This is a genomic window from Streptomyces bikiniensis, from assembly GCF_000716625.1.
Taxonomy (GTDB): domain Bacteria; phylum Actinomycetota; class Actinomycetes; order Streptomycetales; family Streptomycetaceae; genus Streptomyces; species Streptomyces bikiniensis.
The window spans coordinates 1-11,613 of sequence record NZ_JNXJ01000021.1 but is presented as its reverse complement, the minus strand read 5'-3'; the positions used below and the strand labels follow the sequence as shown (position 1 = coordinate 11,613).

The 11,613-nt window shown below is 72.1% G+C and carries 12 protein-coding genes and 1 rRNA gene; 3 read left to right on the top strand and 10 right to left on the bottom strand.

Annotated features, from left to right (window positions below):
* Positions 1-264: 264 nt before the first annotated feature.
* Positions 265-543, bottom strand: a complete 279-nt coding sequence (locus tag OO47_RS17980; RefSeq protein ID WP_030219254.1) for a glutaredoxin family protein — start codon at positions 541-543, stop codon at positions 265-267.
* Positions 544-694: 151 nt separating this feature from the next.
* Between OO47_RS17980 and OO47_RS17975 the strand changes: the two genes are divergently transcribed.
* The 3 genes from OO47_RS17975 (at position 695) to OO47_RS17965 (ending at position 4,458) form a co-directional block, all read left to right on the top strand.
* Entirely contained in the window at positions 695-1,636 is a 942-nt protein-coding gene (locus OO47_RS17975; protein WP_030219257.1) for an HAD family hydrolase, read from the top strand.
* Positions 1,637-2,061: 425 nt separating this feature from the next.
* The gene (locus tag OO47_RS17970) at positions 2,062-2,847 is read left to right on the top strand and encodes an ECF subfamily RNA polymerase sigma factor, BldN family (protein WP_030219259.1); all 786 of its coding nucleotides are present in this window, start codon (positions 2,062-2,064) and stop codon (positions 2,845-2,847) included.
* Positions 2,848-3,201: 354 nt separating this feature from the next.
* Positions 3,202-4,458 (top strand): DUF5667 domain-containing protein, encoded by a 1,257-nt coding sequence (locus OO47_RS17965; RefSeq protein WP_030219262.1) that lies wholly within the window; start codon positions 3,202-3,204, stop codon positions 4,456-4,458.
* Positions 4,459-4,529: 71 nt separating this feature from the next.
* On the opposite strand, the gene OO47_RS17960 is transcribed toward OO47_RS17965, so the two are convergent.
* From OO47_RS17960 to rrf, 9 genes are all read right to left on the bottom strand, one after another.
* Positions 4,530-5,555, bottom strand: coding sequence for a lysophospholipid acyltransferase family protein (locus tag OO47_RS17960; RefSeq protein ID WP_030219265.1), 1,026 nt, complete (start codon positions 5,553-5,555; stop codon positions 4,530-4,532).
* A gap of 15 nt (positions 5,556-5,570) precedes the next feature.
* Positions 5,571-6,638: an NAD-dependent epimerase/dehydratase family protein gene (locus OO47_RS17955; RefSeq protein WP_030219268.1), complete on the bottom strand. Its 1,068-nt coding sequence runs from the start codon at positions 6,636-6,638 to the stop codon at positions 5,571-5,573.
* Between the two features lie 203 nt (positions 6,639-6,841).
* Entirely contained in the window at positions 6,842-6,940 is a 99-nt protein-coding gene (locus tag OO47_RS35150) for a 30S ribosomal protein bS22 (RefSeq protein WP_003948845.1), read from the bottom strand.
* 194 nt (positions 6,941-7,134) lie between these two features.
* The gene (locus OO47_RS17950) at positions 7,135-7,344 is read right to left on the bottom strand and encodes a helix-turn-helix domain-containing protein (protein WP_030219271.1); all 210 of its coding nucleotides are present in this window, start codon (positions 7,342-7,344) and stop codon (positions 7,135-7,137) included.
* 127 nt (positions 7,345-7,471) lie between these two features.
* A complete protein-coding gene (locus tag OO47_RS17945; RefSeq protein WP_030219277.1) occupies positions 7,472-8,287 on the bottom strand; it encodes a phosphatase in 816 nt (271 codons plus the stop codon).
* A 102-nt stretch (positions 8,288-8,389) separates the two neighbouring features.
* Complete coding sequence (locus OO47_RS17940; RefSeq protein WP_078489719.1) at positions 8,390-9,565, bottom strand: acetoin utilization protein AcuC; 1,176 nt, start codon at positions 9,563-9,565, stop codon at positions 8,390-8,392.
* A complete protein-coding gene (locus OO47_RS17935) occupies positions 9,534-10,736 on the bottom strand; it encodes an MFS transporter (RefSeq protein WP_030219282.1) in 1,203 nt (400 codons plus the stop codon). The genes OO47_RS17940 and OO47_RS17935 overlap by 32 nt, the downstream gene beginning before the upstream one ends.
* Positions 10,737-10,792: 56 nt before the next feature.
* Positions 10,793-11,440 (bottom strand): HAD family hydrolase, encoded by a 648-nt coding sequence (locus OO47_RS17930; RefSeq protein ID WP_030219284.1) that lies wholly within the window; start codon positions 11,438-11,440, stop codon positions 10,793-10,795.
* Between the two features lie 78 nt (positions 11,441-11,518).
* Positions 11,519-11,613 (bottom strand): 5S ribosomal RNA (gene rrf / locus OO47_RS34030); the annotation flags it as partial.

The following is an 11,613-nucleotide window of genomic DNA, read 5'->3' as shown; positions in this document are numbered from 1 at the left end:
TGCGGGATGAGCGGGGCTGCAGGCGGCCACATGTCCCAAGACCGCCCCGTCGAATGCAGGCTATGTCTTTGTGAACGCGTGCACAAAGATGGTGTCCGTTTTGTCCGGCCAAAGTGACCGGGGTCACGCGGCCGGTTCTCGTCGCCGTGGAACCGCGGAGAAGATCAGCGCGTTGAGAACCCGAAGGGGGCAAAACCGCACACTCTCCTCACGATGCCGCCCCCGGAACCCAACAAAACGTCCATGATGGTAACCGGGTTCCGGTCACGCACCCAGTTCGCGCCGGAGCCGGTCGGCGTCCACGCGCCAGAAGGTGTGCTGCTCCCCGTCGACCAGGACGACGGGGATCTGCTCCCAGTACGCCCGGTAAAGCTCCTCGTCGCGGGTGATGTCCTTCTCCTCCCAGGACGCCCCGGTCTCCGCGCACACGACCTCGACCACCGCCCGCGCGTCGTCGCAGAGATGACATCCCGGCCTGCCGATGAGGGTCACGGTCCGCGCCCCGGCGTCCGCCTTCTTCTTCCGTCCGAACATGGCGCCCATTCTGTCCCGCCGCCACACCCCGACCGGCCCGCCGGAGCGGATTCCGGACGCGCTCCGGACGTGACCCGGTTAACAGGGGGGTACTCCACTGTTCACGCCGCGGCATCGTCACAAGTCGGGAAGTACCGAACAGACTGGCTATGCTCACGGCATGGCCGCTCTGGGATGGCTCACCCCTCGTAGGCGCTCCGCCACCGCGCGCAGCGTCCTCGCAGGCGAGGCCGCTGCCGAGGCAGCGCGCAAGACCTCTCTCCAGCTGGAACGGGAGCGGGAGGAGGCCTCCGCCGAACCCCCCGCCGAGCCCGAGTTCCCGGTCGTCGGCGACGTGCGGGCGGCGGCCTTCTTCGACCTCGACAACACCGTGATGCAGGGCGCCGCGATCTTCCACTTCGGCCGCGGCCTGTACAAGCGGAAGTTCTTCCAGCGCCGCGAACTCGCCCGCTTCGCCTGGCAGCAGGCCTGGTTCCGCCTCGCCGGCGTCGAGGACCCCGAGCACATGCAGGACGCCCGCGAGAGCGCCCTGTCCATCGTCAAGGGCCACCGCGTCTCCGAGCTGATGAGCATCGGCGAGGAGATCTACGACGAGTACATGGCCGACCGCATCTGGCCCGGGACCCGGGGCCTGGCCCAGGCGCACCTGGACGCGGGCCAGAAGGTGTGGCTCGTCACGGCCGCCCCGGTCGAGACGGCCACGATCATCGCCCGTCGGCTCGGCCTGACCGGCGCGCTCGGCACGGTCGCCGAGTCCGTCGACGGCGTCTACACCGGCCGGCTGGTCGGCGAGCCCCTGCACGGACCGGCCAAGGCCGAGGCGGTACGGGCGCTCGCCGCCGCCGAGGGCCTGGACCTGGGCCGCTGCGCCGCGTACAGCGACTCGCACAACGACATCCCGATGCTCTCGCTCGTCGGGCACCCGTACGCGATCAACCCGGACACCAAGCTCCGGAAGCACGCGAAGGAACGGGAGTGGCGGCTGCGCGACTACCGGACCGGACGCAAGGCCGCCAAGGTCGGCATCCCCGCCGCCGCGGGCCTGGGCGCGCTGGCCGGCGGCACGGCCGCCGCGGTCGCCCTGCACCGCCGCCGGCACTGACGCCCGGGCCCCGCCCGGCCCGCCTGTCCGCCGATACGTTTCGGCTGCGATCATCTGCGACAACCCCGGACCGGGCGCCCTCACCCGTCCGTGGTCGAACAGCACCGCACAGGTCGACTCCCGGGCATTCCCGGGCCCTTACCCCGCAGCGGCCCCGATCACGCGCGCAGCTCTCACTTGAGCACAACACAACGTGCACGCGATCACATTCGAAAGCAGACCGATCAACAACCAGTCATCAACTGGACCTTGATCCGACTGCAAGCAGTAACAGATACGACGGAACCGGCGATTTCTGCAACTGGGTGTAGCGCTGCCTGTACGAAGCGTTATTCTCCTCAGACGCACAAAGGACCCCTCACGTCGCCACGACGGGTGAACGGTCCCGCACTGCACGTGATGGAAGCTCTGCCTCTGGGAGTCCCGTGTACCCACACGTCGGGGTTGACGCCTCGGGCCTGGCTACGCTGCGCGCAACGGTCCTGGACCACTTGCGCGGCTTCGTCCCCACCGCGTACGCCGGCCCTGTCCCCGCCTTCGCCTTCGCCGCACCGGCACCCGTCGGACCTTGCTACGCCCTGGCCGACGGCGGCGCCGCCGTGGGCAGACGCGGCACTCGGTCCGGCACCTCGACCACCTCCCGCCGGCCCGCCGCGGACAGCGACAGCGCCCGCATGATGGACCTCGTCGAGCGCGCCCAGGCGGGCGAGGCCGAGGCCTTCGGCCGCCTGTACGACCAGTACAGCGACACCGTCTACCGCTACATCTACTACCGCGTCGGCGGGAAGGCGACCGCGGAGGACCTCACCAGTGAGACGTTCCTGCGCGCCCTGCGCCGGATCTCCACCTTCACCTGGCAGGGCCGCGACTTCGGCGCCTGGCTCGTCACCATCGCCCGGAACCTGGTCGCCGACCACTTCAAGTCCAGCCGCTTCCGCCTGGAGGTCACCACCGGCGAGATGCTGGACGCCAACGAGGTGGAGCGCAGTCCCGAGGACTCCGTCCTGGAGTCCCTCTCCAACGCCGCCCTCCTCGACGCGGTCCGCCGCCTCAACCCCCAGCAGCAGGAGTGCGTGACCCTGCGCTTCCTCCAGGGCCTCTCGGTCGCCGAGACCGCCCGCGTCATGGGGAAGAACGAGGGCGCGATCAAGACCCTCCAGTACCGGGCGGTCCGCACCCTGGCCCGCCTCCTCCCCGACGACGCCCGCTGACCACGACGACGCCCGCTGATCCGACGACACCCGCAGACCGCCCGGCGTCCCCCACGCGCGCCCGTCCCGCCCCGGTCCGCGGCCCGTCCACCGCTCCTCCGCTCCTCCGCCCCACTCCCCCACACGTCCCCCGACCCCCGTCCAACTCACAGTCGGTGACGCCCCGATGACGCACTGGTCCGATCATCTCTCGCGCGTAACCCAAGTGCCGCGCCGCTCGTTGTGCGGGATGCAGGCTCCCTGTGGTCACGCCATGCCCGCAGCCACTCACTCTTTCGTGTGGATGCGCTCAAGGTGTGCAACCCTCCGGACACCCCGGGGAGTCGACCGTCATGACGAGAGGAGGTGCCGCCAGTGATCGCGAACGTATCGGCGCACCGGCGGGCGAACGCCTTCGCCCAGGCCCTGGAGGACCGGGCGTCCGAGGGCGCTGCGGCCGAGCAGCCCGAGACCCCGGCCGAACCGGCCGAACCTGCGGAGCAGGGACGGCTCCTGGCCTTGGCGAACGGACTCGGCGAGCTGCCCAAGCCGCAGCTGGACCCCGAGGTCAAAGTGGTGCAGCGGGCCCAGTTGGTCGCCGCCATGGAAGCGATGCTCATGGAGGGGAGCGCGTCCGCGGGCCCCACGGTCCCCGAGCAGCGGACGTCCACCGGCAAGGGAGCCCACCGGGCGTCCCCGCTCCGGAAGCTGCGCCCGCGTTCCCGCTGGTCCAAGGGGCTCGCCGCCGGCGGCCTCACGGTCGGTGTGGCCGCGGGAGCCTTCGGCGGCGTGGCCGCCGCCAGCTCCGACGCCCTCCCCGGTGACTCCCTCTACGGGCTGAAGCGCGGGATGGAGGACATCAAGCTGGGCATGGCGGACGACGACGCGGACCGCGGCGGCATCTACCTCGACCAGGCCTCCACCCGCCTCAGCGAGGCCCGCCGCCTCATGGAGCGCGGCCGCGCGGGCGACCTCGACCACGAGTCGCTGGCCGAGATCCGCCGCGTCCTGGGCGGGATGAAGCACGACGCCGCCGAGGGCCACCGGCTGCTCCGCCAGGCGTACGAGCGGGACGGCGCCCTCGCCCCGATGGCCCGGCTCAACTCCTTCGCCCAGGCCCACCGGGACACCTGGGACGGCCTCCGCGACCGCCTCCCCGTCCAGCTCGCGGACGTCGGCAGCGAGGTGACGCACGTCTTCGACGCCATAGACGAAGAGGTCGAGCCGCTCCAGTCGGTGCTCCCCCGCACCCCCGAGAAGGGCACGGTCGGCACTGAGGGCCCGCGCAACACGCCCAGCACGCCGCAGGGCTCCGGGGGGACGGACACCCAGCGCCCGCCGACCGGCCGGGAGACGCCCTCCTCGGGCGACCCGTCCACCGCGCCCCGCCCCTCGGGACCCGGCACGGGCCCCGGCCCGGGCGCGGACACCGGCACCACCACCCCGCCGAAGGACGACGGGCTCATCGGCGGCGGCACCGGCGGACTGCTCAAGCCCTCCCCGACCGGGACGCCGCCGACGTCCCCGCCGGCGGCGGACCAGCCGGTCCCGGACGTCCCCGACGTCACCATCCCGCCCATCCTGCCGGGCCTGCTTCCGGGCCTCGGCATCGACAGCGAGGACGCTCGCTGACAAAAGGAAAGGGGCGCCCCCACGGACGGGGGGCGCCCCTTCCTCATGCCCCGCGACCAGCCGACGGGACCTCAGAAGAACACCGACCTCCGCTGCACCAGCAATTTGTACAGCGTGTGCTGGATCTGCTCCCGCACCTGGTCCGTCAGGTTGAACATCAGCATCGGGTCCTCCGCCGCCTCCGGCGCGTAGGAGTCCGTCGGGATCGGCTCCCCGAACTGGATCGTCCACTTCGTCGGCAGCGGCAGCGCCCCGAGCGGCCCCAGCCACGGGAAGGTCGGCGTCAGCGGGAAGTACGGCAGGCCGAGGATCCGCGCCAGCGTCCTCGCGTTCCCGACCATCGGGTACATCTCCTCCGCGCCCACGATCGAGCAGGGCACGATCGGCACCCCGGCCCGCAGCGCCGTCGAGACGAACCCGCCCCGCCCGAACCGCTGGAGCTTGTACCGCTCCCCGAAGGGCTTCCCGAGCCCCTTGAAGCCCTCCGGCATCACCCCGACGACCTCACCGGCGCGCAGCAGCCGCTCCGCGTCCTCCGCACACGCCAGGGTGTGCCCCGCCTTGCGCGCCAGCTCGTTGACGACCGGCAGCACGAAGACCAGGTCCGCGGCGAGCAGCCGCAGGTGCCGCCCCGCCGGATGGTGGTCGTGGACGGCGACCTGCATCATCAGGCCGTCCAGCGGCAGCGTCCCCGAGTGATTGGCGACGATCAGCGCCCCGCCCTTGTCGGGGATGTTCTCGACCCCCTTCACCTCCACCCGGAAGTACTTCTCGTACAGCGGGCGCAGCAGCGACATCAGGACCTGGTCGGTCAGCTCCTCGTCGTAGCCGAACTCGTCGACCTCGTACTCGCCGGTGATCCGCCGCCGCAGGAACGCGAGCCCGCCCGCGAGCCGCCGCTCCCAGTCGCCCCGGGCGGCCGGCGGCCCGGGAGCGACGGGCGCGGCCGGCTCCTCCGCCCCCGGAAAGGCGGGGGGTTCCGGCTCCTGCGGCCCCGGCAGGGCCCGTACGGCCGCCGTCTCGCCGTCGGCCCGGGCGGGCCGGCGACGGGCCCGTGAACGGTCGTCGTCGAAGGGAATGACCTTGGCGTCCGCCATCGCAGTCGGGCCTCCTCAGGCGCCGTCGTGAACTGTGGAAGCTCCGGAAGGGGCCCCGGGGGCCACGCGGGCGGCCAGCCGGTCCACCGCCCCGGCCAGCGCCTCGGGCGGCAGCAGCCCCCGCCCCCGGCTGCGCGCGAAGTCCGCGAAGGCCTCCGCCGTCGTGTGCCGGGGCGAGAAGCCGAAGACCTCGCGCGTGTGGACCGTCGAGACGACCCGGCCGTGGGTGAGCAGCCGGATCTGCTCGGGCGCGAAGTCGGTGATCCCGACCGTCCGCAGCGCCGTCCCCACCCAGGTGACCGCGGGGAGGAGCACCGGCACCGTCGGCCGGCCGAGCCGCCGCGCGCACTGGGAGAGGAGCAGCACCCCGTCCCCGGCCACGTTGAAGGTGCCGCTGTTCTGGGTGGCCCGGCGCGGCTCGTGCGCCGCCAGGCGCAGCACGTCGATCACGTCGTCCTCGTGGACGAACTGCAGCCGCGGGTCGTAGCCGAGGACGGTCGGCAGGACCGGCAGCGCCAGGTACTCGGTCAGCGGGGAGTCGATCCGGGGCCCCAGGATGTTCGCGAACCGCAGCACGCACACGGCCACGTCCGGGCGGCGCCGGGCGAAGCCCCGCACGTACCCCTCGACCTCGACGGCGTCCTTCGCGAAGCCCCCGCTCGGCAGCGCCTTCGCGGGCGTCGTCTCGGTGAAGACGGCCGGGTCGCGCGGCGCGGAACCGTACACGCTCGTAGTGGACTTGACGACGAGCCGGGCGATCCGCGGCGACTTCTGGCAGGCGCCGAGCAGCTGCATGGTGCCGATGACGTTGGTCTCCTTGACCGACGTCCGGCCGCCCCCGCCGAGGGCCGTCCCGGTGACGTCCAGATGGACCACCGTGTCGACGTCGTGCTCGGCGAGGACCTTCGCGACCTCGGGGCGGCGGATGTCCACCCGTACGAAGTCGGCGGCGCCGAGGGGGTGCACCGGCTCGACCGCGTCCACCGCGATCACCCGGTCCACCTCGGGGTCCCGCTGGATCCGCCGCACGAAGCGGCCGCCGAGGTGCCGGGCGGCACCGGTGACGAGCACGACCTTGCCCAAGATCAGCGCCTTCCGTCCGTCGTCCGTCTTCCCTGGAACGCTTCCGCGGGTTCCGCCGGTTCCGGGGTTCCACCGGTTCCGCCGGTTCCGTAGGTCGCCACCGTAGCGCTTCCAGATTTCCGCGCAATAAAAGACGTGGCCCTCCACCGCGAACGGTGAAGGGCCACGCCCGACGCACTGAATGCTGCGGTGCAGCGGTCGCCTTACTTCTTGTTGCGACGCTGAACGCGCGTGCGCTTGAGCAGCTTGCGGTGCTTCTTCTTCGCCATCCGCTTGCGCCGCTTCTTGATAACAGAGCCCACGACTACCCTCGCTCACTTCTCGGAACATTCCCGCCTCGGCGGAAATCGGTGCGGGGCGTCTGGGCCCACACGACCTACGTCGGCCTAGCCTACCGTCCCGAGCACCCCGGTCGTAATCCGAGGGCGATGTCCGGCTCTCCCGGGAGCCGCCCGGGGTCCTCCCGGACTTCTCCCGGCACCGTGCCGCGCGCTCGCTACGCGGTCCCCACCCCCACGTAGGACTCCCGGAGGTACTCGTGCACCGCCTGCTCGGGCACCCGGAAGGACCTGCCCACCCGGATCGCCGGCAGATGACCGCTGTGCACCAAGCGGTACACGGTCATCTTCGAGACGCGCATCACCGAGGCGACTTCCGCCACGGTCAGAAACTTGACCTCGTTGAGAGGTCGATCGCCAGCAGCCATGACCCACCTGTACCTTCCGCCGCGACGCCCACCGGCTTCCCCTCCGGTGACTCTTCGTCGCCGAGCGCTCACGATCCAGAGTAGGGGCGGGTGGTACGAGTGGGGAAGAGGAGCCACCACCGGCCGTTTACCGTGACAGACACGCGCGATTGAGTACATAGCGCGTCAGCGGGAGGTACGAGGCGGAGCACACGCCGTCGTCAAGCGGAACCACCGCCGACACCTGCCCCTCCGCCTCCCCGACGAACAGCGCGGGATCGTCCGTATCGGCGAGCCCGATGGCCTCGATACCCAGCTGACCTGCCCCGCAGACCCATCCGTGGTCCCCGACCACCAGCTCCGGAAGCGGCCCGCCGGAGTCGGCCGCGCTCTCCAGGGCGGCCCTGACCGGTAGCGGCGAATGGGAGTGCGCCCCCGGTGCGCGCCCGCCCCCGGGCGGTCCGGGTTCCCGTACGAACGCCACCCCCCGCGCGTAGTCGAGGACGTACGTGCGTACGCCGAACCGGGTCGTTATGTCGACACATCTCCCCTGCGCGGGGGTGAGGACAAGACATCCCGCCGCCGACAACGCGTCTGCGAGAGCGGCGTAGAAACCGAGCAGCCGGTGCGGATGGCCCGTGCCCAGGAGCACCGGAACCCGCCGCGCCGCCGCCGCGCCGAGCCGCGCCGCGAAGGCGTCGAGCCCCCGCAGGGTGCGCTCCGGGTCGATGACGTCGGGCCCCGACCGGTGCCCCGGATCCCCCGAGACCCCGCACCGGTCGGCCATGAGCCGCAGCAGTCCGGCCTCGTCCCAGCCCCGCACGGGGTCGAGCCCGAGCAGCACCCGGGGATCGCGCGCGGCGAAGAGCCGGTAACTCCGCAGGTTCTCCTCCCGGGGGGTCGCGACCGTGCCCGCCAACCCCGCCGCCAACAGATGCGCCCGCAGCGCCCCGGTGCTCCACACCCTCCCGATGCTGCCGGAACACGCCCGCCGGGGGGCCCGAACCTCCCGGACGCCCCACCGTCGGCGTAACTTCCGGCAGGGCGTTCCCGGGCTGTCGGTGCTTCAGGCCAGCAGTCCCCGCAGCGGGAAGGCGGCCCTGCGGGTCGCGAGCACCGCCTGGTCGAGCCGGTCCGCCGGGTCGTACCCCCCGGCCCACTCCCGGAAGTCCACCGGCCACCGGCCGTCCGTCATCCGCCCGGGCCCCAACTGCCGCGTCCGCGCGTACACCTCGTCCCGCCAGGACGAGGGGATCACCGACTCGGGGTCCACGGGCGCGTGCGCCGCGATCCCCACCAGGTGCGTCCACGACCGGGGTACGACGTCGACCACCGCGTACCCGCCGCCGCCGAGCGCCAGCCACCGCCCGCCGGCGTGCTCGTGCGCCAGCTCGTGGCAGGCCTCCTGGACCGCCCGCTGGGCGTCGAGGGAGACCGCCAGGTGGGCGAGCGGGTCCTCGAAGTGCGTGTCCGCCCCGTGCTGCGTCACGAGGACCTGCGGCCGGAAGTCCGCGAGCAGCTCCGGTACGACCGCGTGGAAGGCCCGCAGCCATCCCGCGTCCCCGGTCCCGGCCGGAAGCGCCACGTTCACGGCCCCGCCCTCGCCCGCCCCCGGGGCGCCGGTCTCCTCCGGCCAGCCGGTCTGCGGGAACAGCGTCCTCGGATGCTCGTGCAGCGAGACCGTCAGGACCCGCGCGTCCTCCCAGAACGCCGCCTGCACCCCGTCCCCGTGGTGCACGTCCACGTCCACGTACGCCACCCGCTCCGCGCCCAGTTCGAGCAGCCGGGCGATGGCGAGCGAGGCGTCGTTGTAGATGCAGAAGCCGGCCGCCGCCCCGGGCATCGCGTGGTGCAGCCCGCCGGAGAAGTTGACCGCGTGCGCGGCCTCCCCGCGCCAGACCGCCTCCGCCGCCCCCACCGACTGCCCGGCGATCAGCGCCGACACCTCGTGCATCCCGGCGAACGCCGGATCGTCGACCGTGCCGAGCCCGTACGCCTGGTCCGCGTGGCGCGGATCGGCCGAGGCCGCCCGCACGGCCGCCACGTAGTCCTCGCGGTGCACCAGCCGCAGCGTCGAGTCCCCGGCCGGCTTCGCCGCGACCACGTCGACCGCCCGGTCGAGCCCGTAGGCCCGCACCAGCGACATCGTCAGCGCGAGCCGTACCGGGTCCATCGGATGCTCGGACCCGAAGTCGTACTGCGTGACAGCTTCATCCCACATCAACAGTGCGCGGCCGCTCATGCCCGCCACCGTATCGGGCCGCCCGCGAGCCGAACGACGTGGCGTACACCACCGTCACCAGGACGAGCGCCATCGGCACCAGCATCGCGCCCCGGTAGCTCCACGCGTCCCCGAGCGCCCCCACGAGCGGCGACCCGATGAGGAACCCGACGTAGTTGAAGACGTTGAGCCGGGCCACGGCCGCGTCGCTGTTCCCGGGGAAGAGCCGCCCGGCGGCGGCGAAGGTCTGCGGCACGAGCACGCTGAGCCCGAGCCCGAGGAGCGTGAACGCCGCGATCCCCGCCCACGCGCCCGGCGCCGCCGCGACGAGCCCGAACCCGAGCGCCGCGAGCACGGCCCCGCCGCGCACGACCGCCGCGGCCCCGAGCCGGCGCACCCCGAAGTCCCCGACGGCCCGCCCGAGGAGCGTCGTCACCATGTACGCGTTGTACGGCACGGTCGCCAGCTCCTCGGAGCTGTGCAGCACGTCCTGGAGGTACTTGGCGCTCCAGTTGGCGACCGTGGAGTCCCCGATGTACGCGAAGGTCATGACGAGACAGAGCGGAAGCAGCAGCGTGAACGCGACCCTGCCGCTCCCCTTCTCCGCGTCCTCCTCCTGCACGGGCCCGTCACCACCGGCCACGTACCACCGGCTGCCGACGAGCGCGAGGGGCAACAGGACCGCCACGACCGGCAGAAAGGACGCGAACAGCGACAGGTGCCAGTGCGCCCCGACCCAGGCGAGCGAGGCCCCGACGATCCCGCCGAGGCTGTACGAGGCGTGGAAACCGAGCATGATGCTCCGCCCGTACGCCCGCTGGAGGCTCACGCCCAGCATGTTCATGGAAGCGTCCAGGGCGCCCACGGCGAGCCCGAAGAGCCCGAGGGCGACGGCGGCCTGCCACAGCTCCGTACCGGCGCCGACGGCGAGCAGGGCGAGGAGCACGAAGGGCTGCGCCCACCGCAGGACGACGGCCGGCCCGATCCGGGCGACGACCTTCCCGGTCGTCACGCTCGCCACTCCGGCGAGGATCGGCACGGCGGCCAGGAAGGCGGGAAGCAGCGCGTCGGATATCCCGTACCGGTCCTGGATCGCCGGTATCCGGGTCACGAGCAGCGCGAAGGTGACTCCCTGCACGAAGAAACTGGCCGCCAGGGACCCCCGCCCACGCCGCAACCGCGCATCCGTCATGGCGGCACAGCGTACGACCGAAAACTACCCCTGGGTAGGCCTGGGCGGCGGGGAGATCACATCCCCAGAATCGCGGGCAGCTCGTCCATCCTCCGGAAGAACCCGGCGGCCCCGGCGAGCTTCTCCTCGGGGGTCATCGCGGTGAAGCCGTAGACGTCCATCCCGGCGGCCAGCGCGGCCTGCACGCCGAGCCGGCTGTCCTCCACGACCACGCACCGCTCCGGCTCGACGCCCATCCGCGCGGCGGCGTGCAGGAACAGGTCCGGCGCCGGCTTGCCCCGGCCGACGTCCTCGGAGCTGAAGACGTTCTCGTCCCGGAACCAGGCGTCGAGCCCGGTCTTACGGTGCCCGACCCTGATCCGCTCGTGGCTCCCCGAGGAGGCCACGCAGTACGGGACCCCGGCCGCGACGAGCCGCTTCAGCACGTCCTCGACCCCGGGCACGACCTCCAACTCGTCCTGGAACGCCGCGAAGACGCGCGCGTGGAAGACGTCGTCGAAGTCCACGGGCAGCCGCTGCCCGGTCCGCTCCTCGACCAGGTCGTGGACGCGGTGCATGGCGGACCCCATGTAGTCCCGCAACGAGTCCTCATACGAGGTGGGGTGCCCGAGCTCCGTCAGGTAGCCGGCCAACAGGGTGTTGGAGATCGGCTCGCTGTCCACCAGCACACCGTCGTTGTCGAAGATGACCAAGTCGTATCGCATGGCACCAGCGTAGAACTCGTCCGGAACGCAAAAATGCCTCAACCCCCGGACATGGTCCGGGGGTTGAGGCTAAAAATTGTTCGGCGGTGTCCTACTCTCCCACAGGGTCCCCCCTGCAGTACCATCGGCGCTGAAAGGCTTAGCTTCCGGGTTCGGAATGTAACCGGGCGTTT

What these genes read in the sequence shown, in the direction of transcription:
- OO47_RS17980 (WP_030219254.1), bottom strand. Translation starts at nt 543, where the DNA reads ATGGGCGCCATGTTCGGACGGAAGAAGAAGGCGGACGCCGGGGCGCGG.
- OO47_RS17975 (WP_030219257.1), top strand. Translation starts at nt 695, where the DNA reads ATGGCCGCTCTGGGATGGCTCACCCCTCGTAGGCGCTCCGCCACCGCG.
- OO47_RS17960 (WP_030219265.1), bottom strand. Translation starts at nt 5,555, where the DNA reads ATGGCGGACGCCAAGGTCATTCCCTTCGACGACGACCGTTCACGGGCC.
- OO47_RS17950 (WP_030219271.1), bottom strand. Translation starts at nt 7,344, where the DNA reads ATGGCTGCTGGCGATCGACCTCTCAACGAGGTCAAGTTTCTGACCGTG.
- OO47_RS17940 (WP_078489719.1), bottom strand. Translation starts at nt 9,565, where the DNA reads ATGAGCGGCCGCGCACTGTTGATGTGGGATGAAGCTGTCACGCAGTAC.
- OO47_RS17935 (WP_030219282.1), bottom strand. Translation starts at nt 10,736, where the DNA reads ATGACGGATGCGCGGTTGCGGCGTGGGCGGGGGTCCCTGGCGGCCAGT.
- OO47_RS17930 (WP_030219284.1), bottom strand. Translation starts at nt 11,440, where the DNA reads ATGCGATACGACTTGGTCATCTTCGACAACGACGGTGTGCTGGTGGAC.